This window comes from Paraburkholderia sp. BL25I1N1 (assembly GCF_003002025.1).
Taxonomy (GTDB): Bacteria; Pseudomonadota; Gammaproteobacteria; order Burkholderiales; family Burkholderiaceae; genus Paraburkholderia.
Genome location: NZ_PVZB01000019.1, coordinates 126,566 through 151,024, shown reverse-complemented (window position 1 = coordinate 151,024; position 24,459 = coordinate 126,566). Strand labels below are relative to the sequence as shown.

The 24,459-nt window shown below is 63.7% G+C and carries 23 protein-coding genes; 14 read left to right on the top strand and 9 right to left on the bottom strand.

What is annotated here, in order from left to right:
* Window positions 1–49 precede the first annotated feature (49 nt).
* Window positions 50–895, top strand: a complete 846-nt coding sequence (locus tag B0G73_RS27015) for a uracil-DNA glycosylase (RefSeq protein ID WP_106284236.1) — start codon at window positions 50–52, stop codon at window positions 893–895.
* 127 nt (window positions 896–1,022) lie between these two features.
* Here the strand turns inward: B0G73_RS27015 and B0G73_RS27010 are convergent, their stop codons facing one another.
* The 5 genes from B0G73_RS27010 to B0G73_RS26990 all read right to left on the bottom strand — a co-directional run bounded on the left by B0G73_RS27010 (window position 1,023) and on the right by B0G73_RS26990 (window position 6,146).
* Window positions 1,023–1,619, bottom strand: coding sequence for an FMN-dependent NADH-azoreductase (locus tag B0G73_RS27010; protein WP_106284235.1), 597 nt, complete (start codon window positions 1,617–1,619; stop codon window positions 1,023–1,025).
* 155 nt (window positions 1,620–1,774) lie between these two features.
* Window positions 1,775–3,565 (bottom strand): M61 family metallopeptidase, encoded by a 1,791-nt coding sequence (locus B0G73_RS27005; protein WP_106284234.1) that lies wholly within the window; start codon window positions 3,563–3,565, stop codon window positions 1,775–1,777.
* Between the two features lie 94 nt (window positions 3,566–3,659).
* Window positions 3,660–4,385 (bottom strand): DsbC family protein, encoded by a 726-nt coding sequence (locus tag B0G73_RS27000; RefSeq protein ID WP_106284258.1) that lies wholly within the window; start codon window positions 4,383–4,385, stop codon window positions 3,660–3,662.
* A 132-nt stretch (window positions 4,386–4,517) separates the two neighbouring features.
* Entirely contained in the window at window positions 4,518–5,690 is a 1,173-nt protein-coding gene (locus tag B0G73_RS26995; protein ID WP_106284257.1) for a UbiH/UbiF family hydroxylase, read from the bottom strand.
* 90 nt (window positions 5,691–5,780) lie between these two features.
* On the bottom strand, window positions 5,781–6,146 hold the full coding sequence (locus tag B0G73_RS26990; RefSeq protein ID WP_106284233.1) for a hypothetical protein: 366 nt from the start codon (window positions 6,144–6,146) through the stop codon (window positions 5,781–5,783).
* Window positions 6,147–6,462: 316 nt separating this feature from the next.
* Between B0G73_RS26990 and ychF the strand changes: the two genes are divergently transcribed.
* The gene (gene ychF, locus B0G73_RS26985; protein WP_012434458.1) at window positions 6,463–7,557 is read left to right on the top strand and encodes a redox-regulated ATPase YchF; all 1,095 of its coding nucleotides are present in this window, start codon (window positions 6,463–6,465) and stop codon (window positions 7,555–7,557) included.
* A 101-nt stretch (window positions 7,558–7,658) separates the two neighbouring features.
* On the opposite strand, the gene B0G73_RS26980 is transcribed toward ychF, so the two are convergent.
* A complete protein-coding gene (locus tag B0G73_RS26980; protein ID WP_106284232.1) occupies window positions 7,659–8,636 on the bottom strand; it encodes a glycerophosphodiester phosphodiesterase family protein in 978 nt (325 codons plus the stop codon).
* Window positions 8,637–8,941: 305 nt separating this feature from the next.
* On the opposite strand from B0G73_RS26980, the gene ugpB reads away from it, so the two are divergent.
* The 7 genes from ugpB to B0G73_RS26945 all read left to right on the top strand — a co-directional run bounded on the left by ugpB (window position 8,942) and on the right by B0G73_RS26945 (window position 16,911).
* Window positions 8,942–10,267: a sn-glycerol-3-phosphate ABC transporter substrate-binding protein UgpB gene (gene ugpB, locus B0G73_RS26975; RefSeq protein ID WP_106284231.1), complete on the top strand. Its 1,326-nt coding sequence runs from the start codon at window positions 8,942–8,944 to the stop codon at window positions 10,265–10,267.
* 71 nt (window positions 10,268–10,338) lie between these two features.
* Window positions 10,339–11,223: a sn-glycerol-3-phosphate ABC transporter permease UgpA gene (ugpA, locus tag B0G73_RS26970; protein ID WP_012434461.1), complete on the top strand. Its 885-nt coding sequence runs from the start codon at window positions 10,339–10,341 to the stop codon at window positions 11,221–11,223.
* Complete coding sequence (gene ugpE, locus B0G73_RS26965) at window positions 11,220–12,065, top strand: sn-glycerol-3-phosphate ABC transporter permease UgpE (RefSeq protein ID WP_106284230.1); 846 nt, start codon at window positions 11,220–11,222, stop codon at window positions 12,063–12,065. Before ugpA ends, ugpE begins: the two co-directional genes overlap by 4 nt.
* An 81-nt stretch (window positions 12,066–12,146) precedes the next feature.
* Complete coding sequence (locus tag B0G73_RS26960; RefSeq protein WP_106284229.1) at window positions 12,147–13,235, top strand: sn-glycerol-3-phosphate import ATP-binding protein UgpC; 1,089 nt, start codon at window positions 12,147–12,149, stop codon at window positions 13,233–13,235.
* A 49-nt stretch (window positions 13,236–13,284) separates the two neighbouring features.
* A complete protein-coding gene (locus B0G73_RS26955; RefSeq protein WP_106284228.1) occupies window positions 13,285–13,584 on the top strand; it encodes a DUF3761 domain-containing protein in 300 nt (99 codons plus the stop codon).
* A gap of 233 nt (window positions 13,585–13,817) precedes the next feature.
* Window positions 13,818–15,482 (top strand): energy-dependent translational throttle protein EttA, encoded by a 1,665-nt coding sequence (gene ettA, locus B0G73_RS26950; RefSeq protein WP_012434465.1) that lies wholly within the window; start codon window positions 13,818–13,820, stop codon window positions 15,480–15,482.
* Between the two features lie 307 nt (window positions 15,483–15,789).
* The gene (locus B0G73_RS26945) at window positions 15,790–16,911 is read left to right on the top strand and encodes a DUF748 domain-containing protein (protein WP_106284227.1); all 1,122 of its coding nucleotides are present in this window, start codon (window positions 15,790–15,792) and stop codon (window positions 16,909–16,911) included.
* A 21-nt stretch (window positions 16,912–16,932) separates the two neighbouring features.
* Here B0G73_RS26945 and B0G73_RS26940 read toward each other — a convergent pair whose 3' ends face one another.
* The 3 genes from B0G73_RS26940 to B0G73_RS26930 are packed head-to-tail and all read right to left on the bottom strand — an operon-like array spanning window position 16,933 to window position 19,676.
* The gene (locus tag B0G73_RS26940; protein ID WP_106284226.1) at window positions 16,933–17,556 is read right to left on the bottom strand and encodes an HAD family hydrolase; all 624 of its coding nucleotides are present in this window, start codon (window positions 17,554–17,556) and stop codon (window positions 16,933–16,935) included.
* A 31-nt stretch (window positions 17,557–17,587) separates the two neighbouring features.
* Window positions 17,588–19,402, bottom strand: a complete 1,815-nt coding sequence (locus B0G73_RS26935; protein ID WP_106284225.1) for an aminopeptidase P family protein — start codon at window positions 19,400–19,402, stop codon at window positions 17,588–17,590.
* Window positions 19,403–19,421: 19 nt separating this feature from the next.
* Complete coding sequence (locus B0G73_RS26930) at window positions 19,422–19,676, bottom strand: hypothetical protein (RefSeq protein WP_106284224.1); 255 nt, start codon at window positions 19,674–19,676, stop codon at window positions 19,422–19,424.
* Between the two features lie 204 nt (window positions 19,677–19,880).
* Here B0G73_RS26930 and B0G73_RS26925 point away from each other — a divergent pair, with 204 nt between their 5' ends.
* The 5 genes from B0G73_RS26925 (at window position 19,881) to grxD (ending at window position 24,446) form a co-directional block, all read left to right on the top strand.
* Window positions 19,881–20,591, top strand: a complete 711-nt coding sequence (locus tag B0G73_RS26925) for a response regulator transcription factor (RefSeq protein WP_106284223.1) — start codon at window positions 19,881–19,883, stop codon at window positions 20,589–20,591.
* A gap of 63 nt (window positions 20,592–20,654) precedes the next feature.
* Complete coding sequence (gene hemA / locus B0G73_RS26920; protein ID WP_106284222.1) at window positions 20,655–21,941, top strand: glutamyl-tRNA reductase; 1,287 nt, start codon at window positions 20,655–20,657, stop codon at window positions 21,939–21,941.
* Between the two features lie 124 nt (window positions 21,942–22,065).
* Entirely contained in the window at window positions 22,066–23,148 is a 1,083-nt protein-coding gene (gene prfA / locus B0G73_RS26915; RefSeq protein WP_106284221.1) for a peptide chain release factor 1, read from the top strand.
* 7 nt (window positions 23,149–23,155) lie between these two features.
* Entirely contained in the window at window positions 23,156–24,016 is an 861-nt protein-coding gene (gene prmC, locus B0G73_RS26910; RefSeq protein WP_106284220.1) for a peptide chain release factor N(5)-glutamine methyltransferase, read from the top strand.
* Between the two features lie 118 nt (window positions 24,017–24,134).
* Window positions 24,135–24,446, top strand: coding sequence for a Grx4 family monothiol glutaredoxin (gene grxD, locus B0G73_RS26905; protein ID WP_012434475.1), 312 nt, complete (start codon window positions 24,135–24,137; stop codon window positions 24,444–24,446).
* Window positions 24,447–24,459 lie beyond the last annotated feature (13 nt).

The following is a 24,459-nucleotide window of genomic DNA, read 5'->3' as shown; positions in this document are numbered from 1 at the left end:
CGCCGCCCCACCTTGAGCAACACCGCGTTTGCTGCGACACTTCCCCGCCATGACCTCTGCTTCCCGCACCCGCTCCAATCCGTCGCAAGCCTCGCTGTTCGGCGACGCCACCTCCGCACCCGCCAAGGCTGCCATGACGAGCACTCAGTCGCAGCAATCCGGCGCAAGCGCGCCACCGCCGACGCTTGAAGCGCAATTCGACGCCCTGCCGCCCGCATGGCGCGCGCATCTCAAACGGTTCATCGAAAGCGACGCCTATGCGCCGCTCTGCCGTTTCGTCGATGGTGAACGCGCCGCCGGCAAAACCGTCTATCCCGCCGACGTGTTCCGCGCGCTGCGCCTGACCAGTCCCGACGACGTCAAAGTCGTCATCCTCGGCCAGGACCCGTACCACGGCGAAGACCGCGGCACACCGCAAGCGCACGGACTCGCGTTCTCCGTGGCGCCGAACGTGCGCACGCCGCCGTCGCTGCGCAATATTTTCAAGGAGATGGCCGCAAGCCTCGGCCACGAGACGCCGCGTCACGGCTGTCTCGACACATGGGCGAAGCAAGGCGTGCTGCTGCTGAACACCGTGCTGACCGTCGAGCGTGACTCAGCCGCCAGCCACGCGAAACGCGGCTGGGAAAAATGCACCGACACGCTGATCCATGAACTGGCGATGCGCCATGACGGCTTGGTGTTCATGCTATGGGGCGCGCATGCGCAAGCCAAGCGCGCGCTGCTCGGCGGGAAATCGCATTGCGTGCTGGAAGCACCGCATCCGTCGCCGCTGTCGGCGCATCGCGGTTTTCTCGGCTGCGGGCATTTTGCGAAGGCCAACGACTATCTCGCGCAGCACGGTCGTGAACCGATCGATTGGCGCCTGCCCGACGAAGCGCAAATGCTGGCGTAAACCGCCGGCAATAGCCAGCGAGCGTGACACCGCCGCCGTGCCTCAAAGCAAAAACGCCACGGACCTAAAGATCCGTGGCGTTTTTTTCCGGCAGTCTGTTCACCGCATCGAAGCGGCGCAGCCAACCTTACGCAGCAGCAATCGCTTCACGCGCCGAAGCCAACGCAGCACCCGCAGCGTCCGGGCCCATGTTCAGGCCTTCGGCGTAGATGAAGTTCACGTCGGTCATGCCGAGGAAGCCGAGGAAGCTCTTCAGGTACGGCGTCTGGCTGTCGTTCGGCGTGCCCAGATATTTGCCGCCGCGTGCCGACACGACGTAGACCTTCTTGCCCTTCACGAGACCTTCGGGACCATTCGCCGTGTACGCGAACGTGATGCCTGCTCGTGCGATGAAGTCGAAGTACGTCTTCAGTTGCGACGAGATGCCGAAGTTGTACATCGGCGCGCCGATCACAACGATGTCGGCGGCTTGCAGTTCGGCGATCAGCGCGTCGCTGCGCGCAGCGATCGCGGCTTGCTCAGCCGTGCGTTGCTCGGCCGGCGTGAAGAAGGCGCCAAGGACGGCGTCGTCCAGGTGGGGCAGCGGCTCAGCTTGCAGATTGCGGACGACGACTTGCGCGCCCGGATTCGATTGTTGCAGCTTGGCGGTCAGTTCGTTGACGAGCAGCGTCGAGTTTGCGCCTTGCGAACGGGCTGCCGAGTTGATTTGCAGGATCGTGGTCATGGTTGACTCCAGTTGGGGGCGCGCAGTGTTGCGCGAATGGAGCCATTGTGGTTTTTTGCCGAACCTGGAACAAGCCGTCCGGCGGCGACGGATTGTTGCACTGGTAGAACAATCCGCCTGATCAGGCCGTCCATTGGCGACGGCCCGGACGACGATCAGCTGGCCAGCCAGCGCTCGCGTGCCTTACGCGCGGCGGGCCGCTTGTCGCTGGCGGTGAGCTTGTAGCGTGCCACTTCAGGCCCGTCCAGCTTGACTTGCGTGGTGCGCAACTCGTCGCGGCGGAACGCGTGAACCTCGACTTTCGCGCCCGGCTGGTAGCGCGCGAGCAGCCCATCAAGATTCGAGCCGGTCACGCGCAGGCCGTCGAGCGCGATCACCACGTCGCCCGCTGAAAGTCCGGCTTTTTGCGCGGCGCTGCCGTCGTGAACCGCCGCCAGCGTGCAATCGGCGCCGCCGCGCACGCGCGCGCCGAGCGTCGGCTTGCCGTTTTTGTCCAATTCGGGCGCGATGTCGACGCCGAACGGCGCGAGCAGCGTGTCGAGGGGCAGATCGCGCGTGCCGTGCACGGCTTCGGCGAACAACTCGGCCAGTTTCGCGCCGGTTGCTTCGGCGAAAAGCGCCTCGATCTCGCCTTCGTCGACGCCAACCGGTTTGCCGCGATAAAAATCACGGCCGAAGTGCTGCCACAGCAAACGCATCACGTCGTCGAGCGATTTGCGGTTGTTGGTCTGCGCGCGGATCGTCAGATCGAACGCGAGCGCGACGAGCGAGCCCTTGGTGTAATAGCTGACGATCGCGTTCGGCGCGTTCTCGTCCTGCCGGTAGTACTTGACCCACGCGTCGAATGAGCTTTCCGCGACGGTCTGCTTGAGACGCCCACTGCCGCGCTGCACGCCGCCGATCACCTTGCCGAGCATGCCGAAATAGTCGTCCTGCGAGATGAGGCCGCTGCGCACGAGGATCAGGTCGTCGTAGTAAGAGGTGAAGCCCTCGAACAGCCACAGCAGCGACGTGTAGTTTTCGACGCTGAGATCGTACGGCGCGAACACAGCCGGCTTGATGCGCTTCACGTTCCAGGTGTGGAAATACTCGTGGCTGCACAAGCCGAGATAGGTTCGATAGCCTTCGGTGAGCGCCTCGCGGCCTTCCACCGGCAAATCGCCGCGATTGCAGATCAGCGCGGTCGAAGCGCGGTGTTCAAGGCCGCCATAACCATCGGTGACGGCCTGGGTCATGAACACGTAGCGCTCCACCGGCGCTTTCTTCGACTTCGGCTCGAACAACGCGATCTGCGCTTCGCAAATGCGCTTCAGGTCGGCGGACAGACGCGCCATGTCGAGCCCGATCACGCGCCCGGCGATCACGATGTCATGCGGCACGCCATGCGCCTTGAACGTCGCCAGTGCGAATTCACCGAGCGTGACCGGATGATCGATCAGTTCGTCGTAGTTCTGCGCGCGATACTCGCCAAAGCCATACCGTTTCGTGCCGCGCGCTTCCGGCAGCGCGGTCGCGACACGCCAGTTGCGATACGCCGCGCCCTCGGGCTTCTGAATATCGACCACGCACTGCGCCTCTTCGTGACCGAGCGGCGAGAGAAACACGCTCGTGCCGTTGAAAAAGCCCGTCGTATCGTCGAGATGTGCCGCGCGCACCGACAGATCCCACGCATAGACCTCGTAGCGCAGCGTCAGCGCGCCCTTGACCGGCGCGGCTTGCCACGTGTGCTTGTCGGTCTTTTCGACGCGCACCTTGCGGCCGGCGTCGTTGAAAGCGCGCAGCGTGACGATGTTGCGCGCGAACTCGCGCACCATGTAGCTGCCCGGAATCCACACCGGCAGCATGAAACGCTGGCCGGCCGGATCGGGATCGGCGACGGTCACGGTGACTTCGAACAGGTGGGCGGCGGGTTGCTTGGGAACGATGGTGTAGCGGATCGGCTTCATCGGCGGCAATTAGGAGAGCTCAGGCGGGGATGTTCGGGCTTGATGTGAAAGGAGGCGCACGACGCGCCTCCTTTGCTTGATGTTTTACGCGTGCTCAGTGCACCGCGGACATTTCTTTATCCAGCCGGTCTGCCGGCACGGCGCCCGGCAGACGGCGGCCGTCGGCGAGGAACACCGTGGGCGTGCCGTCGACATTCATGGCGTGGCCGAGCGCCAGGTTCTTGTCGATCGCGGCGGTGTCGCAGGTGCCGGCGGCGGTGGGCGCCTGGTGATCCTGCATCCACGACTCCCAGGCTTTCGCGCGATCCGTCGAGCACCAGATCGACTTCGACTTCGCCGTCGAATCTGGCGACAACACCGGGTACAGGAAAGTGTAGACCGTCACATTGTCGATCGACTTGAGCGACGTTTCGAGCTGCTTGCAGTACGGACAATTCGGATCGGAGAACACGGCGATCTTGCGCGAGCCGTTGCCCTTCACGACCTTCACCGCGTTGCCGAACGGCAAGCTCGCGAAGTCGATGCGGTTGGTTTCGGCGAGGCGCGCTTCGGTCAGATTCTTGCGGGTCTTGGCGTCGACCATATCGCCGAGCAGCAGGTAATCGCCGTTCGCGTCGCTATAGACGATCTGCGTGCCGAGGTTCACTTCGTACAGACCGGCAATCGGCGACTTCGTCACGCTCTTGATTGACACGTCGGCGAGACGCGTTTGCAGCGTGGCTTTGAGCTTGTCCGTGGTCTGGTCGGCCTGAGCGGAGCAGCCGATGGTGACGGCAGCGATGGCGAGCACGGCGGCTGCCATGCGGAAAGTTTTTTTCATGCTGAATTCCTGGTTCAATCGCGCGCAATGCGCGGGCAGTGCTCGTTTCCTGACGCTCCCGGTCTGACCGGAACGGCGTCCACCCGTTCATGATACCTGTCTCGCCGGCCGCGGCATGCCCGGCCGGATGCTTCAACCCAGCGCAGCCGATACCAGCCAGCGTTTGATGAACGGCTGCGCGCCGACAAACGCCATGCCGGTGTTACGCAACACCTTGGCAAACGGACCGGGGACGGAGAAGAGTTTTTGCAGGCCGTCGGTGGCGATCATTAGCGCGCGGATGTCCTCGCGGCGCGAGCGTTCGTAGCGGCGCAGCAGCACCATGTCGCCGAGATCGCGGAACGACTCCTTGCCGGCGACGGTATCGGCGAGCGCAGCGACGTCGCGCAAGCCGAGGTTCATGCCCTGCCCGGCCAGCGGATGAATCAGATGCGCGGCATCGCCGACCAGCGCGACGCGCGGCGCCACCAGCCGGTCGACCGTTTGCAGCGCGAGCGGGAAGCCTTGCGCCGGCGTCACGCAATCGAGCGCGCCGAACTGGCCGCCGGTCACGCGTTCCACTTCAGCGGCGAGTTGCGCCGGATCGAGCGCGACCAGCTGCTGGGCGTGCTCCGTACGCGCCGACCAGACCAGCGAGACGTGACCGTCCGGCATGGGCAGCAGCGCGATGATCTCGCCGTCCTTGAACCATTGATACGCGGTTTCGCTGTGCGGTTTTTCCGCCTTGAAATTGGCGACCACGCCGGTTTGCTTGTAGTCGCGCCGGTCCATTTTCGAGCCGATTTGCGCGCGCACCCACGAATGTGCGCCGTCCGCGCCGACCACCAGATCGGCGTCGAGCACATTGCCGTTGGCGAGGCCGACGCTGGCGCTGTCCGCGGTGAAGTCGAGCGCCTGAGCGCGCGTGTCGATCCAGGTGAGACTCGGCTGGAAGCGCAGCGCCGCATCCAGCGCACGTTCGATCACCGACGATTCGACGATCCACGCCAGTTGCGGCACCGAAGCCTGGAACGCGGAGAAATGCAGTTCGGCGTGCGCGTCGCCGTAAACGCGCATGTCGTACACCGGGCCAAGCCGCGCCAGATCGAGCGCCTGCCACACCCGCAACCGCTCCAGCAAAGCCTGGGAACTCGACGACAGCGCGTAGACCCGCGAGTCGAAGGCTGCGCCGGCGGGCAGCGCCGCGCACGGTTGCGCGAGCAGCGCCACGCGCAGTCCGCCTTGCGTCAGCGCCAGCGCCGCGGTCTTGCCGACGAGCCCGCCGCCGATCACGGCGGCATCAAAGGTCTGGTGGTGTGCGTTCATCCGCGCATTATAGCCGCGGGGGTTGCCGGGGACGGATCGATGCAGACGGCTTTCGCGCACGCCTTTGCGCCCGAACAACCGCGCCGCGGCTCACTGGTGACCGGCCGCCGCCAATGCCGCGTTGGCTTCGCGCAGCCGCGTGAATGCGCGGTCGGAAGACAGCAGGCGCCACGCGCTCGCCTCGAGGTCGCCCTTGCGCTCCCGCTGATCGCCGCGCACGGCGCAGTCCGGGAAGATGCGGTCGTACACGCGCCAGAGTGAATCGAAGTCGTTGGCATCGGCGAACTGCGCGATCTGTTTTTTATCGTCGAGCGTTAAGTGGCTTGAGAGACAGTTGACCGTTTGCCGGTCGGAGTTCGCCTGGGCGTCGTCGAAGTTCGGCGACACCCATGACGCAACCGCGCTGCCCACCGCGACGACAGCCACACCCGTGAAGACCCACCGTATTGTTCTCATTTTTTCCTCGGATTCGGGCTCTAGCGGCCCTGAACTGGCGATTCTACAGTGCGTCCGAGAAAACCTTACCTTAACCTTGCAACGGCGGACCGAGCGGCGAGCACCGCTTTCCCGCAGCCGCGTCGGTGTGCCGATCCGAACGGGTTACAATTGCGCTTTCCGTGAAAACTCGCACCCGGTCGTCGAGCAACGCCCCGATCCGGTGTCTTGTCCCGCTCCGCTGCACTGGTCCGCCACGCCACCCGCGAAGGCTTCTCGAATCCTGCACACAGCGTCGAGCGCATCACGCAACTTACTGATTCACTGAAGGATTTCCATGAGCCTCAAATGCGGCATCGTCGGCCTGCCTAACGTCGGCAAGTCCACCCTGTTCAACGCGCTGACCAAGGCGGGCATCGCCGCGGAAAACTATCCGTTCTGCACGATCGAGCCGAACGTCGGCATCGTCGAGGTGCCGGACGCGCGGCTGAAGGCGCTCGCTGAAATCGTCAAGCCGGAGCGCATCCTGCCGGCCGTGGTGGAATTCGTCGACATCGCCGGTCTGGTGGCCGGCGCGAGCAAGGGCGAAGGTCTGGGCAACCAGTTTCTCGCCAATATCCGCGAAACCGATGCGATTACGCACGTGGTGCGCTGCTTCGAAGACGAGAACGTGATTCACGTCGCGAACAAGATCGATCCGCTGTCGGATATCGAAGTGATCAACACCGAACTGGCGCTGGCCGACCTCGCGACCGTCGAAAAGGCGCTGGCGCGCTATTCGAAGGCGGCCAAGTCGGGTAACGACAAGGAAGCCATCAAGAACGCGGCCGTGCTGGAGAAGGTGCGCGCGCAGCTCGACCAGGCCAAGCCGGTCCGGGCGCTCGACTTGTCCGACGAAGAAAAGGCCACGCTCAAGCCGTTCTGCCTGATCACCGCCAAGCCGACCATGTACGTGGCCAACGTGAAGGAAGACGGCTTCGAGAACAATCCGCATCTGGACGCAGTCGCGAAGCACGCGGCGGCGGAAAATGCACCGGTCGTGGCCGTGTGCGCCGCGATCGAAGCGGAAATCGCCGACCTCGACGAAGCCGACATGGAAGTGTTCCTCGCCGACATGGGCATGGAAGAGCCGGGCCTGAACCGCGTGATCCGCGCCGGCTTCAAGTTGCTGGGTCTGCAAACCTACTTCACGGCCGGCGTGAAGGAAGTGCGCGCATGGACGATCCATATCGGCGATACCGCGCCGCAGGCTGCGGGCGCGATTCACACGGACTTCGAACGCGGCTTCATTCGCGCGCAGACTATCGCGTACAACGACTACATCACCTATAAGGGTGAGCAAGGCGCGAAGGAAGCGGGCAAGATGCGCGCGGAAGGCAAGGAATACGTCGTGCATGATGGCGACGTGATGAACTTCCTGTTTAACGTCTAACCTTCGCCTTCAGCTTCGGCGTGCTGCGACGGGTGCAAACCTGAGCGCCGCCACCCGCAGCAAGTGACTTCAAGAGAGCCCGTTCATCGAAGCGGGCTTTTTTATCGCTCACTACTTGCCTTGGAACGCGCACAACGCAACGGCAACGCAATACCCTCCCTAAGGGCCGCCATTTTCTCCGGTGAATCCGCGAGCACCGCATCGATGCCGAGGCACGCCGCCATACGGTAATCGTCCGCCTCGTTCACCGCAATCGCGACGATCCGCACGTCCGGCTTCTGCCGGAAACAAGCGACAGTTGCAGGCGTCCACAGCGTAGCCCGCACGTCCGAGCGCCCCTCCCCCAGGGTGAACTTCTCCACCACCGTCAGCGCGCGATGCAACTCGAACGCGGTCATGGCGTGTTCGGCCGGCGCGTCCACGCAGCCCTGATTCAGCAAGACCCGCACAAGCCGCCCACGCGTCGCATCGCGCGATTCGAACAGCTTCGCTTGCGGATACGCGGCAAAGCTCCGTTGATAATCCGCTTCGGTCGAATAGATCGACACACGCTGCCACGCGTTTTCTTCATCGAGCACACGCACGACGGCTTGCGTCTGCGGCCCGGCGGGCAGCGCTTTCATATCGAGGACGACCGGCATGGTCGCAGGCATGGCATGCAGCGCCTCGCGCAACGTCGGAATTCCCACAGGATGATCGCGGTACGGATAGGCCTCGCTGCGCCGAAAGCTCCAACCGGCATTGACGCGAGCGAGTTCGGCCGCGGTGTAGGCGGCCACTGGACCTTTCGCGTCGGTCAATGCCGCCAGGTCCGCCGGCCGATACAAAACCGGCACGCCGTCCTTGCTCAACTGCACGGTGAGCCACATGGCGTCGGCGTGATGCTCGACCGACAGGCGGATAGCTTCGAGTGTGTTCTCTGGCGCGTCGCCCGTGCCGCCGCGATGCGCGATGATCGCCGGCAAGGAGTTCACCTGCTCGACGGCATCGTTGTTAGTCACCGGCGTGAACGCACACCCCGCCAAAGCGAGGGCCATCATCCAGCCACCTGTCGCCGACCGCACTGAGGAACCCAGCATCTGCAATCCTGATTAATGGACACCGTGATGTAACGCACACGAATCGCCACGCGCGACTCAAACCCGCGTCCATCATGCCCTCTCGCAAACGGCCGCGTCCAGCCGGCACCTCCGGCTTTGCCTTCGCGCAAACTTCGCCTTCAGACGGCGGCTGTTTCCGTTTTATGACACCGATGTTAAATTGCGGCATTCGACACCCGTCAAAAAATGGCGCACGCCGCCCGGCAACCGTCGCCGGACTGTCATCGAACACAAATAGAATCGCGCGATTCGCGTTCGCGCCCGTTCCGACTGGAGACAAATCGATGAGTTTGAAGCCGCTAATCCGTTCGCTTTCCCTTGCCGCCGTATTGAGCGCCGGCCTTAGCCAGGCGGCCCATGCCGCGACTGAAATTCAGTTCTGGCACGGCATGGAAGCCGCATTGGGCGAACGGCTGAACGACATCGCCAACGCGTTCAACGCATCGCAAAGCGACTACAAGATCGTGCCGGTCTTCAAGGGCACCTACGATCAGACGCTCGCCGCCGGCATCGCCGCGTATCGCAGCGGCAATGCGCCGGCCATTCTGCAGGTCTACGAAGTCGGCACCGCCACCATGATGCAGGCGAAGAAGGCGGTGATCCCCGTCTCGGAAGTGTTCAAGCAAGCCGGCGTGCCGCTCGATGAAAAGGCCTTCGTGCCGACCATCGCCAGCTATTACAGCGACGCCAAAACCGGCGAGCTGATCTCGATGCCGTTCAACAGCTCCACGCCGGTGCTGTACTACAACAAGGACGCCTTCAAGAAAGCCGGCCTCGACCCGAACCAGCCGCCGAAAACCTGGGCCGAACTGCAGGCCGACGCGCAAAAGCTGAAGGCGTCGGGCATGGCGTGCGGTTATTCGTCGGGCTGGCAAAGCTGGATTCAACTCGAGAACTACAGCGCGTGGCACGGCGCGCCGTTCGCGTCGAAGAACAATGGCTTCGACGGCCCGGACGCGCAACTGGAATTCAACAAGCCGCTGCAGGTCGCGCATATCCAGTTCCTGCAGAACATGCAGAAGGACGGCACGTTCACCTACGTCGGCCGCAAGGACGAACCGGTATCGAAGTTCTATAGCGGCGACTGCGGGATCATCACCAACTCGTCGGGGTCGCTCGCCACGATCAAGAAGTACGCGAAGTTCAACTTCGGCACCGGCATGATGCCGTACGACGCGAGCGTGAAGGGCGCGCCGCAGAACGCGATCATCGGCGGAGCGAGCCTGTGGGTGCTGTCGGGCAAGGATCCTGCCGTGTATAAGGGCGTGGCGAAATTTCTCTCCTATCTGTCGTCGGCGCCGGTTGCGGCCAAGTGGCATCAGGACACCGGCTATCTGCCGGTCACCACGGCGGCGTATCAACTGACGCAGCAGCAAGGCTTCTACGAGAAGAATCCGGGCAGCGACACCGCCATCAAGCAGATGCTCAACAAGCCGCCTCTGCCTTACACCAAGGGCTTGCGTCTGGGCAACATGCCGCAGATCCGCACGGTCATCGACGAAGAACTCGAGCAGGTCTGGGCACAGAAGAAGACGCCGCAACAGGCGCTCGACGCCGCTGTGTCGCGCGGCGACGAACTGCTGCGCCGCTTCGAAAAAGCCGGCAACTAAGCGGTCGGCGGCGGGGTTTCGGTGCGCCCGCGCCGAAACCCGTGCTTGCAGCAGAACCTTGGGAATCATCGATGGAAAAGCGCTCCAGCTTCGGCACCAGCCTGCTGCCCTACCTGCTCGTCGCGCCGCAACTGGCGATCACGTTGCTGTTTTTTCTGTGGCCGGCCGGTGAGGCGCTCTGGCAATCCACGCAAAGCCAGGATGCGTTCGGCACGTCGAGCGAGTTTGTCGGGCTCGCCAATTTCAAGCAGCTCTTCGCCGATCCGCTCTACCTGTCGTCGTTTTATACGACGCTGATCTTCTGCGCGCTGGTCACCGTGTCGGGACTCGTGATCTCGCTGCTGCTCGCGGTCTGCGCGGATCGCGTGACGCGCGGCGCCAAGACCTATCAGACGCTGCTGATCTGGCCGTACGCCGTCGCGCCCGCGATCGCAGCGGTGTTGTGGTCGTTCCTGTTCAACCCGAGCATCGGCCTCGTCACCTATGCGCTGGCCAAATACGGCATCGTGTGGAATCACGCGCTGAACGCGGGTCAGGCGATGTTCCTTGTGGTGCTCGCGTCCGTCTGGAAACAGGTCAGCTATAACTTTCTGTTCTTCTACGCGGGCTTGCAGGCGATTCCGCGCTCGCTTATCGAAGCAGCGGCGATCGACGGCGCCGGTCCGGTGCGGCGCTTTTTCGGCATCGCACTGCCGCTCCTGTCGCCGACCAGTTTCTTCCTGCTGGTGATCAACATCACGTACGCCTTCTTCGACACTTTCCCTGTAATCGATGCGGCCACCGGCGGCGGCCCCGCGCAGGCAACCCGCACGCTGATCTACAAGATCTTCGCCGAAGGCTTCCAGGGGCTCGACATCGGCAGTTCCGGCGCGCAGTCGGTGATCCTGATGGTGATCGTCGTTGCGTTGACGGTCGTGCAATTCCGCTTCATCGAACGCAGGGTTCAATACTCATGATCGAGAACCGCCGTGGTTTCGACCTCTTTTGCCACGCGGTGTTGATTCTCGGCGTCGTGCTGGTGGTGTTTCCGGTGTACGTCGCGTTCTGCGCCGCGACCATGAGCGAGCACGAAGTGTTCAGCGTGCCGCTCTCGCTGGTGCCGAGCACGCATCTGTTCGAAAACATCGTGACCGTCTGGTCGCAAGGCAGCGGCAACGCGGCGGCGCCGTTCGGCCGCATGCTGTTCAACAGCCTCGTGATGGCGCTGGTGATTTCGATCGGCAAGATCGCGGTCTCCATGATCTCCGCATACGCGATCGTGTTCTTCCGTTTTCCGTTGCGCAACCTCGCATTCTGGCTGATCTTCATCACGCTGATGCTGCCGGTGGAAGTGCGGATCTTCCCGACCGTGCAAGTCGTGTCGTCGATGCATCTGAGCAATACGTATAGCGGTTTGACGTTGCCGCTGATCGCCTCGGCCACCGCGACATTCCTGTTCCGCCAGTTCTTCATGACGCTGCCGGACGAATTGATGGAAGCGGCGCGCATCGACGGCGCGGGCGCTATGCGGTTCTTCTGGGACGTCGTCTTGCCGCTGTCGAAAACGAACATGGCGGCTCTGTTCGTGATCACGTTCATTTACGGCTGGAATCAATACTTGTGGCCGATCCTGATCACGAGCCAGCAATCGCTGACCACGGCGGTGGTCGGCATCAAAAGCATGATCGCGTCGGGTGACACGGCGACCGAATGGCATCTCGTGATGACCGCGACGCTGCTCGCGATGCTGCCGCCGCTCGCAGTCGTGCTGACGATGCAACGCTGGTTCGTGCGCGGACTCGTGGACGCGGAAAAGTAGGCGGCTCTTCAACGAGCATTCTTGACGCACTGGAATAGATAAAACCGCGATCCGCGGCACGCAACGAAAGGCTAAAACGGCATGGCTGCACTGACCCTGCAAGGCGTTAAAAAAACCTACGACGGCAAACAGTTCGTGCTGCACGGTATCGACGTGGACGTCGCCGACGGCGAGTTCGTCGTGATGGTCGGCCCGTCGGGTTGCGGCAAATCGACCTTGCTGCGGATGGTGGCGGGACTCGAACGCATCTCCGAGGGCAGCATTTCGATCGCCGGCAGAGTAGTCAATCAACTGGAGCCGAAGGATCGCAACATCGCGATGGTGTTCCAGAACTACGCGCTGTATCCGCATATGAGCGTCGCCGAAAACATGGGCTACGCGCTGAAGATCGCGGGCGTGGACCGCGCGCAGATTGCGAAGCGCGTGGACGCCGCCGCGCAGATTCTCGAACTCGAAGCGCTGTTGCAACGCAAGCCGCGCGAGTTGTCCGGCGGCCAGCGGCAACGCGTCGCGATGGGTCGCGCAATCGTGCGCGAGCCGGCCGTGTTTTTGTTCGACGAACCGCTGTCGAATCTCGACGCGCGCCTGCGCGTGCAGATGCGGCTCGAAATCCAGCGCCTGCATGCGCGGCTCGCCACGACGAGTCTGTACGTGACGCACGATCAGATCGAAGCGATGACATTGGCGCAGCGTGTGATCGTGATGAACAAGGGCCATGCCGAGCAGATCGGCGCGCCGACCGAGGTGTATGAACGGCCTGCGACGGTGTTCGTCGCGAGCTTCATCGGCTCGCCGGGGATGAATTTGCTGGAAGGCCGCGTATCGGACGACGGTGCGTATTTCGAAGTGGCGGGCAATGGTCCGAAGCTGCCGCTGACCGACGTCGCGTCGATCGGCCAGGAAGTTGCCAAAGGACGCGAATGGACGCTCGGCATTCGTCCGGAGCACATGAGCCCCGGCCAGGCGGACGCGCCTCACGGAACGCTCATCGTCGACTCCTGCGAGTTGCTCGGCGCGGACAACCTCGCGCACGGCCGCTGGGGCAAGCACGACGTCACGGTGCGCCTGCCGCACGCGCATCGGCCCGCGGCGGGTGACGCGCTGCAGGTGGCGCTGCCCGCGCGGCATCTGCATTTCTTCGATCCGGCGAGCGGACGGCGCGCGAATTGAAGCGCGGCAAAGCGCGTTGGAACTCAGAACAACAAGCGCAAGAAAGACAATGACATGCACGATCCACAAAAGCCTGCGCTCGTACGCGGCGGTTGCCGCGGCGCTGCTGTTCAGCGCATCGTCCGCGTTCGCTTACGTAGCGCCGGGCACCACGCCCGACGAAGCAGACCTTAGCAACCACAACACCTACACCAATCGCGACGGCAGCACGGTGCACGCGCCGGCCCGCTCGTTATCCGGCAAGGCGCCTGAAGGCGCAACCGCGCGCTGCCGCGATTCCACCTACAGCTTCAGCCGGCATCGCACCGGCACCTGTTCGCGCCATGGCGGCGTGGCGGATTGGTTGTGAGCATCCGAGCGGCCCCTGGCCGAATGGCCAGCCGCTGCCGCCGCGCGCTTGCGCCGAAGTACAATGCCACCTGAACCACCCGCCCGCGCGCGGGGCGTCGCGAAGTTCGACGCCGCGCTACATGCCGCGCCGGCCGGCGCCGGGCGCTCCGCCCGGCCATAACACCGATTACCCATCCACCCACGACCGCCCGCCCCAATGCGGCCGGCGTCGTCAACGTCTATTGCAAGCAAATGGCCCAATACGTCTTCACCATGAACCGGGTCGGCAAGATCGTGCCGCCCAAGCGTCAAATCCTTAAAGACATCTCGCTGTCGTTTTTCCCCGGCGCGAAGATCGGCCTGCTCGGCCTGAACGGCTCGGGCAAGTCGACGCTGATCCGCATCATGGCCGGTGTGGACAAAGACATCGAAGGCGAAGCCACGCCGATGCCGAACCTGAACATCGGCTATCTGCCGCAGGAACCGCAGCTCGATCCGAACAAGACGGTGCGTGAAGCGGTCGAGGAAGGTCTCGGCGATGTCTTCGGCGCGCAAAAGAAACTGGACGAAATCTACGCGGCCTACGCCGAACCGGACGCCGACTTCGACGCGCTCGCCGCCGAACAGGCGAAGTACGAAGCGATCCTCGCCACCACCGACGGCAGCGCCGAGCAGCAGATCGAAATCGCCGCCGACGCGCTGCGCCTGCCGGCCTGGGACGCGAAAATCGAACATCTGTCGGGCGGCGAAAAGCGCCGCGTTGCGCTGTGCAAGCTGTTGCTCGAAAAGCCCGACATGCTGCTGCTCGACGAACCGACCAACCACCTCGACGCGGAATCGGTCGACTGGCTCGAGCAGTTCCTCACGCGCTTCCCGGGCACCGTGGTCGCCGTGACTCATGATCGCTACTTCCTGGACAACGCCGCCGAGTGGATTCTCGAACTCGACCGCGGCCACGGCATTCCGTGGAAGGGCAACTACAGCAGCTGGCTCGACCAGAAGGAAGAACGCCTGAAGCAGGAAGAATCGTCGGAGTCGGCGCGTCAGAAGGCGATCAAGAAGGAACTGGAGTGGGTGCGCCAGAACCCGAAGGGCCGTCAGGCGAAGTCGAAGGCGCGTATTGCGCGCTTCGAGGAACTGAATAGCCAGGACTACCAGAAGCGCAACGAAACCTCGGAAATCTTCATCCCGGTCGGCGATCGCCTGGGCAATGAAGTGATCGAGTTCAAGAATGTCAGCAAGTCGTATGGCGATCGTCTGCTGCTCGACGACGTCAGCTTCAAGATTCCGGCGGGCGCGATCGTCGGCATCATCGGGCCGAACGGCGCCGGTAAGTCGACGCTGTTCCGCATGTTGACCGGCCGCGAACAGCCGGACTCGGGCGAGATCGTGCAAGGCCCGACCGTCAAGCTCGCGTACGTGGATCAAAGCCGCGACGCGCTCGACGGCTCGAAGACCGTGTTCGAGGAAATTTCCGGCGGCGCCGACGTGCTGACGGTTGGCAAGTACGAAACGCCGTCGCGTGCGTACATCGGCCGCTTCAACTTCAAGGGTGGCGATCAGCAAAAGATCGTCGGTAACCTGTCGGGCGGTGAGCGCGGCCGGCTGCATCTGGCGAAAACGCTGATCGCGGGCGGCAACGTCCTGCTGCTGGACGAACCGTCGAACGACCTCGACGTCGAAACGCTGCGCGCGCTCGAAGACGCCTTGCTCGAGTTCGCCGGCTCGGTGCTGGTGATCTCGCACGATCGCTGGTTCCTCGACCGGATCGCCACGCACATCCTGGCGTTCGAAGGCGATTCGCAAATCACGTTCTTCGACGGCAACTACCAGGAATACGAAGCGGACAAGCGCGCGCGTCTGGGTGAAGAAGCTGCGCGTCCGAAGCGTCTGCGTTACAAGCCGATCGCGCGATAAGCCCGGATCGGGCGGCCTGCGCGTCGGATTGATTGACGCGTGCGCCGCTTCGATGGCCGTTTCTCAGGCGCTCGAACAGCGTCACTTCGCGGCGCAACCTGCCTCGCGGCGCAAACACGCCTGGGCGTCACCCGTACGAGCGGCAGGGCACACGCATTGCTCGCGATGGCGTGATACACGTCATCGCGGCGGAATTCGTGTCGCGCGTTCCGCCTTGGACAGACACATCCAAGAGCGCGCGCCGCCCGGCGTGCGCGCAGACCGATCACTGCCACACCGCGCGACAGGCGGTGACGAGGAGGCAAGCATGGCGATGTCGAAGGGCAAGCGCTGGGCCGTCGCCGCGGGCGGCGTGCTGCTGGTGCTGATCGTCGTCGTGGTCGGCGCTTTGCAGTTCGCGCAACGCGAGGTCAAGGAGCGTGTGATCGCGGCGCTCGGTCCCTTGGGCAGCGCCGAAACTATCGAGGTCGGCCTCACTTCGGTTCATCTCACCAACGTTCTTCTCAAAGCGCCGCCCGGCTGGCCGGCCGGCGATCCGCTCCGGGCGGACGAAGTCACCCTCACACCCGACATTCGCGATCTGATCGCGCGGCGCATGCATATTCGCAGCGTGGTGGTACGCGGCTTCGACATCGCCGTGCTGCGCACGAAGGACGGCGCGATTCGCCTGATGCCGAATCTACGAGAAACGGTGAATCGATCCGACACCGAAGGCAGCGGCACGGCGGCGTCCATTCCACGCGAAAAGCAGATCGACCACATCAGCTTCGAACGGGGCAACTTCCACTTCTACGACATGACGGTTGGGCCGCCGCCCTTCAAGGTGACGGTCAGCGATGCCAACGCGACCGTCGATAATCTGCGCCTGCCCGCGCTCACTGACCCGACCCATGTCAATGTCACGGGCTCCATCAAGGGCCCGCAGCATACGGGCACGGTGTCGTTCGGCGGCTGGATCAAGGTTGCCAGCAAGGATTCGCAGACTACGAGCAAGCTGCGCGGCGTCGATATCGTGATGCTCGACCCGTATCTCATCAAGAAGGCCGGCGCCAAGGCGCAAGTGGCGGGCGGCACGGTCGATCTGACGGTGGACTCGACGGTGAGCAACTATCAGTTGCACGCACCCGGCACGCTCACCATCCACAATCTGCAACTCGCCGACAGCGGCAATCCGCTCGACACGTTCATGTCGATTCCGACCAAGGCCGCGGTCGCCGCGCTCAAGTCGCACAACGGCGACATCACGCTGCATTTCGTGCTGGATGGGAATTTGCGCGACCCGAAATTCTCGGTGCAGGAAGGGCTGATAAAGCGCATCGGTAACGGCTTTGCCAAGGCGCTCGGTGTGAGCGTCGAAGACGTGGCAAAGGGCGCAGGCGAAACCGTGAAAGGCTTGGGTAACGCGTTGAAAAATCTGCTCGGCCAGTAGGCCGGGGCAGACGCCTCAGCCTTAAACCGGCAAGCCAAGCTCACGCAGTTTCGCTTCGGTTCGCGCGGCGCTGGTGTGATGCACGCCATGCCAGCCGAGCGCCGTCGCGGCCTCAGCGTTCTTCAGGTTGTCGTCGATGAAGACGAGTTCGGCCGGCTTGATGCCGGGCAATTGCGCCTCGATCCGCTCGCGCATGGCCGCGAAAATGGCCGGATCGGGCTTCACCATCTTCACTCGCCCCGACACGACAATGTCGCGAAAGCGCCGCAGCACCGGGTAATGCTCCCACGCATACGGGAAGGTTTCCGCCGACCAGTTGGTCAGTCCGAAGAGCGGCACTTCGGCCGCTTCGAGCTTTTCCATGATTGCGACGCCCTCTTCCAGCACTCCGGCCACCATCTCGTGCCAGCGCGCGTAGAACGCGCGGATCAGCGCTTCGTGATCGGGAAACTTCGCCACCAGTTCGGCGGTGGCCTCGACGATCGGCTGGCCGCCGTCCTGACGGATCACCCAGTCCATCGAACAGACGTGGGTCAGAAACCAGCGCCGCTCGGTTTCGTCCGGGATCAGTTCCCGATACAGATACTCGGGACTCCAGTCGATCAGCACGCCGCCGAAATCGAACACCACTGCCTTGATGGCCATGCACGCTCCGTAAGCTCGTTTCCGATTGCGATCAGATGGGTTGCGTGCGCAGCTCCAGCCACGCCTTGGCGTCGCCCGACACGTGCGGCGACAGCCGCGTGCGCACCGTCTCGTGATACGCGTTCAGCCACGCGCGTTCATCCTCGCGCAGCAGCGACAGGTCGAGGCAGCGCGTATCGATCGGGCACAGCGTCAAGGTCTCGAACTTGAGGAAATCGCCGAACTCGGTTTCACCGGCCGGCACGTTCAGCACCAGATTCTCGATTCGCACGCCCCATTTGCCCGGACGGTAAATGCCCGGCTCGACCGAGGTGATCATGCCCTCTTCCATCGCCGTCCACGGTTCGGCCGGGGCGTAGTGCGAGATCACCTGCGGACCTTCGTGCACGTTCAGGAAGTAGCCCACGCCGTGACCGGTGCCGTGGCCATAATCGGCGCCGGCTTCCCAGATCGGCGCGCGGGCGATCGCGTCGAGCATCGGCGAACGGATGCCGCGCGGGAACTGCGCGCGCGAAAGCGCCATGGTGCCCTTCAGTACGATCGTGAAATCGCGCCGCTGCGCATCGCTAGGGGTGCCGATCGGCACCACGCGCGTAATGTCGGTCGTGCCGCTCAGATACTGCGCGCCCGAATCGATCAGCAACAGGCCGTCGCCTTCGATCACCGAATGCGATTCCTCGGTGGCGCGGTAGTGCGGCATCGCGCCGTTCGCATTGAAGCCGGCGATCGTCGCAAAGCTCAGCGACACGAAGCCCGGACGGCGCGCGCGAGCCGCTGTCAAACGTTCGTCGATGGTGAGTTCGGTGATCGTTTCGTTGCCCAGCGCGCCTTCGAACCACGCGAAAAATTCCGCCAGCGCCGCGCCGTCCTGTTCCATTGTCTCGCGCACATGCTCGGCTTCCGCCTCCGTCTTGCGCGATTTGAAGAAGGTGGACGGGTTGACGGCCTCGACCACCGTGACCGTCGACGGCACCGATTGCAGCGAGCCGAACGTGATGCGGCGCGGGTCGATCAGCAGCGTGCTGCCGGCGGGCAGCGCGGCCAGTGCGTCCGCCGCCTTCGCATACGGCTCGACGCTGATGTTGTCTTTCGCGAGCGCATCGGCTAGCGCCTGCGGCACCTTGCCATCTGCGACGAACAGCGACGCGTGGTCGACACCGATCAGCGCATGCGCCACGAACACGGGGTTGTAGCTGACGTCGGCGCCGCGCAGATTCAGCAGCCACGCGAGATCGTCGAGCGTGGAGATGAAGTGCCATTGCGCGCCTTTGTCTGCCATCGCGCGGCGAATCTGCGCGAGCTTGTCCGACCGTGCGACGCTCGCATGCGGCGCGGCGTGCTCGAACACGGCGGCCGCCGGCAGCGACGGACGCTGCGGCCAGATCGCGTCGAACAGATCGACGTCGGTGCGCAACTGCACGCCGCGGGCGTTGAGAGCCTGGCTCAAGGCACGCGCCGCCGCTACGCCGAGCACGGCGCCATCCACGCCGACCGTGGCGCCAGCCGGCACGTTCTGAGCGAGCCATTCGAAATGCGGCACGGTCTGCTGGCCGCCGGTCATTTTCATGAGCTGAACGCCGGTGCCGGCCAGTTGCGCATTGGCCTGTTCCCAATAGCGGCTATCTGTCCAGACGCCGGCGAAGTCCGCGGTCACGACCAGTGTGCCGGCCGAGCCGGTGAAACCGGACAGCCACTGCCGGCCTTGCCAGCGCCCAGGCAGATACTCGGACAGATGCGGGTCGGCGGACGGCACCAGATAGGCGGCGACGCCTTCGCGCGCCATTGCGTTGCGCAAGGTGGCAAGCCGTTCGGGAATGGAGGAAGTTTCGGGGAGTCGGGCATTCATCGGAGTCACCTGCAAATATTCATCGACGGGAAAGCAAGCCGACCGTCACGGCAACGGCGATCAACGCGACGCCGGTGCATACCGGCCATTCGAGCGTATCGCCGTCATGGAAGAGACCAATCACGTTGCCGGCCATGTGCGCGACGGCCGCGCCCAGTACGCCGGCCAGCAGCGCCACCCACCACCGGGCGCGGCTCGCGCGTCGCAGCGGATGCAACCACCAGCCCGCGAGGCCAATCGCCGCCCCCAACACTACAAGGCCGGGCCACCCCATTAACGGCTGGCCTCGCGCAGTTTCGGATTCGTCTCATGGGCGCAAGGGGCCAACACAGCTAGCATTTTTGTCTCATTAACTATAGAAGTTCAGCACGGCGCTTTCCGCATAGCGGTTGAGTTTAGGGGTCGGGGTGATGTTAGGCAAGCTGTCAGCCTTACGGAAAAGCCTGGTCCCCGGTCATTGCCACGCTGAAAGCGCGTCATGCGAATTGCCCTTATCGAGCCGGACTTGCGGCATGCTGAACTGGTCGGCCGGTTGGTCTTCGCCGGCGGTCATCTGTGTCAGCACTTCATCGCGAGCGTGCCGTTTCTCAAGCACGCGAACGAAGAATTCTTCGACCTTCTCATCACCGAAAGCTGGGCCGGCGACCATTCCGCCGAAGATGTCATTCCGCGAGCCCGCGCCATCCTGCCGGGGTTGCCGGTGATCGTGCTGATGTCGGCGCCGCGCGAAAGCCAGATTGTCGCCGCGCTGCACGCCGGCGCCGACGACTGCCTGACCAAACCGGTCCGCGGCCCCGAGATGCTGGCCCGCGTGGACGCGCTGCTGCGCCGCGCCGGCTTGCGGCGCCCGCCCAACCGGCGGCGCGACATCATCGGCGAATATGCGTTCGATGCGGCGCAATTTGCCGTCACGTTCCGGAAGCAAACAGTTTTGCTGACGCCGAAGGAATTCCGCCTTGCGCTGCTGTTGTTCAGCAATCTCTCGCGGCCGGTGTCGCGAGCGCATATTCTTGAAAACGTCTGGACGCGCCGACGCGACGTAAGGTCGCGCACCGTGGACACGCACGCGTCCCGCGTGCGCAATAAATTGCAGCTTCATCCGGAACACGGCTATTGCCTGACGCCGCTTTACGGTTTCGGCTATCAACTCGACGCGATCCCGCTGGAGGCGGTTGTAAACGCGGAATAAGCCGCGCGCAATGTGGAAATCGTGGAAACGCTATAATATTGGGCTAAACCATAGCTCCCCCAAATGCAGCTTCTAACGATCGGAATCAACCACCACACTGCGCCTGTCGCCTTGCGCGAACGCGTGGCGTTTCCGCTCGAACAGATCAAGCCTGCTCTGGACACCTTCAAGAGCATCTGGCTCGGCCCGTCGGCCCGCACGGCGCCTGAAGCGGCCATTCTCTCCACCTGCAATCGCACCGAACTTTACTGCGCGACCGACGACCAGGCGGCGCGCGAAGCCGCGATCCAGTGGCTTTCCAAGTACCACAACCTGCCCATCGAGCAGCTCGCGCCGCACGTCTATGCGCTGCCCCAGTCGGAAGCCGTGCGCCACGCGTTTCGCGTCGCTTCCGGGCTGGATTCGATGGTGCTGGGTGAGACGCAAATCGTCGGACAAATGAAGGACGCGGTGCGTACCGCGTCCGAAGCGGGCGCGCTCGGCACCTATCTGAACCAGTTGTTCCAGCGCACCTTCGCCGTGGCGAAGGAAGTGCGTAGCACGACCGAAATCGGCGCGCAGTCGGTTTCCATGGCGGCCGCCGCGGTGCGCCTCGCCCAGCGGATTTTCGACAAGGTCTCGAACCAGCGCGTGCTGTTCATTGGCGCGGGCGAAATGATCGAGCTGTGCGCCACGCACTTCGCGGCGCAGCAACCGCGTGAACTCGTCGTTGCGAATCGCACGGCCGAGCGCGGCACGCGTCTCGCCGAGCGCTTCAACGGCCGGGCCATTCCGCTGTCGGAACTGCCTTCGCGCATGCATGAGTTCGACATCATCGTGTCGTGCACGGCGTCCACCTTGCCGATCATCGGCTTGGGCGCGGTCGAGCGGGCAGTGAAAGCGCGTCGTCACCGGCCGATTTTCATGGTCGATCTGGCCGTTCCGCGCGATATCGAACCCGAAGTCGGCAAGCTCGAAGACGTGTTCCTCTATACCGTCGACGACCTCGGCGCGATCGTCCGCGAAGGCAATGCGTCGCGGCAAGCCGCGGTGGCACAAGCCGAAGCGATCATCGAAACGCGCGTGCAGAATTTCATGCAATGGCTGGACGCACGCAGTATCGTGCCGGTAATCCGCCATATGCACACGCAGGCCGACGTGCTGCGCCGCGCCGAAGTCGAACGCGCGCAGAAAATGCTCGCGCGCGGCGAAGATCCGGCCGCCGTGCTCGAAGCGCTGTCGCAATCGCTCACCAATAAACTGATCCACGGTCCCACGCACGCGCTCAATCGCGCGAGCAGCGAGAACCGCGACACGCTCATCGAACTCATGAGCGGTTTCTACAAACACTCCGGTTCCACGGAGCGTTAGCGGCGCAGCCACCGCCGCGCTGACCGGGCTACCCGCAAGTGGCCCGCGACGTGCTTCAGACCAGGGCATCCGCCCATTCCCCTAGTCGTCGTCTTTGCCGGAGCCCGCTCCGATACCCCGTCCGATGAAAACGAGCATGCAACGCAAGCTCGACCAGCTCACTACCCGGCTGGCCGAACTGAACGATCTGTTGAGCCGCGAGGACATCACCTCGAATCTCGACCAATACCGCAAGCTCACGCGGGAACACGCCGAGCTCGGACCGGTGGTGGACCACTACGCGCTGTGGCGTCAGGCCATGAACGACGCAACCACCGCGCAGGAATTGCTGGCGGATGCGTCGATGCGCGACTTCGCTGAAGACGAAATTCGCGCCGCCCGCGAGCGCATGGAAAAGCTGGGCGCCGAGTTGCAGAAAATGCTGCTGCCGAAAGATCCGAACGACGACCGCAACATCTTCCTCGAAATCCGCGCCGGCACGGGCGGCGACGAATCCGCGCTGTTCGCAGGCGACCTGCTGCGCATGTACCTGCGCTTTGCCGAACGCAACCGCTGGCAAGCGGAAATGATGTCGGCGAGCGAATCGGACCTGGGCGGCTACAAGGAAGTGATCGTGCGCATCGCGGGCGAAGCCGCTTATTCGAAGCTCAAGTTCGAGTCCGGCGGCCACCGAGTGCAACGTGTGCCGGCGACCGAAACGCAAGGACGCATTCACACGTCGGCGTGCACGGTCGCAGTCATGCCGGAAGCGGACGAAATCGGCGAAGTCGAGATCAATCCGGCTGATTTGCGGATCGACACGTTCCGCGCGTCCGGCGCGGGCGGGCAGCACATCAACAAGACCGATTCCGCAGTGCGCGTCACGCATTTGCCGACGGGGATCGTCGTCGAATGTCAGGACGACCGCTCGCAGCACAAGAACAAGGATCGCGCGCTGAAGGTGCTGGCCGCGCGCATCAAGGACAAGCAATCGCACGAGCAGCAGGCGAAGGAAGCCGCCACGCGCAAGAGCCTGATCGGCTCGGGCGACCGCTCGGAGCGGATTCGCACGTACAACTTCCCGCAAGGGCGACTGACGGATCATCGTATCAACCTGACGCTTTACCGCCTCGACGCGATTATGGATGGCGATCTCGACGAACTGATCGCGGCGCTCGTCAGCGAGCACCAGGCGGAATTGCTGGCCTCGCTGGGCGACGCGGACTGAAGCGCGCATGAGTTCGGCCAAACCTGCCACGTCCGCCACACCTGCCGCGCTACTGCGCGCCTCGACGCTGCCGCCGCTCGAAGCGCGCATCCTGCTCACGCACGTGCTCGGCTGGCGGCCCACGCAGCTGATTACACGCAGCGACGAAGCGCTCGACACGCAGTTCGTCGAGCGTTACCAGATGCTCGAAGCGCGGCGCATAGCCGGCGAGCCCGTGGCGCAACTGGTCGGCGCGCGCGAATTTTATGGGCTGGATTTCGAAGTCACGCCGCACGTGCTGATTCCGCGCCCTGAAACCGAATTGCTGGTCGAGACGGCGCTGACGGCGCTGGAAAACCGCGTGCGGCCGCGCGTGCTGGATCTCGGCACGGGCACCGGCGCCATTGCCGTCGCGATTGCGTCGATGCGGCCCGACGCGCAAGTGTGGGCGCTCGACCGTTCCGCCGAAGCACTGGCGGTCGCCACGCGCAACGCCGCCCGCCTGCTCGACGCGCAACGCCCCGGCGGCGCCGTGGTGTTGACGCAAAGCGACTGGTACGACTCGCTGGACGCCTCGTTGCGCTTTGACGCGATCGTCAGCAATCCGCCGTATATCGCGAGCGGCGACCCGCATCTGGACGAAGGCGATCTGCGCTTCGAACCGCGCGGCGCGCTCACCGACGAAGCCGACGGGCTCAGCGCGATCCGCGTCATCATCGCTGGCGCGCCCGCCCGGCTTGCCGCCGACGGCGTATTGTGGATCGAGCACGGCTACGATCAGGCCGAAGCCGTGCGCGCGCTGCTGGCGGCACAAGGTTTCGTGCAAGTGCGCTCGGAGCGCGACCTGGCGGGCATCGAGCGGATCAGTGGCGGGCGTCTGGACGGCTGACGCGAATCGGCAAATATCCACAAACGCTGCACGGACAAAGCGGCGCTCGGCCGGCTGTATCGAAATCCGCTATCATTTCAGCCTATTCCCTACACATCACGGAACCGCAAGGTCAGTCATGGATACGCAACAACGCATCAAGCAAATCGTCGACGAGAACAATGTCGTCCTCTTCATGAAAGGCACCGCTCAGTTCCCGATGTGCGGCTTTTCGGGCCGCGCTATTCAGATTCTGAAGGCATGCGGCGTCGGTGAGATCAAGACCGTCAACGTGCTCGAAGACGACGAAGTCCGCCAGGGCATCAAGCAGTTCTCGAACTGGCCGACCATTCCGCAGCTCTACGTGAAGGGCGAATTCGTCGGCGGCTCGGACATCATGATGGAAATGTACGAATCGGGCGAACTGCAGCAGCTGTTCGCCGCGGCCTAAGCGGCCCCGGTTC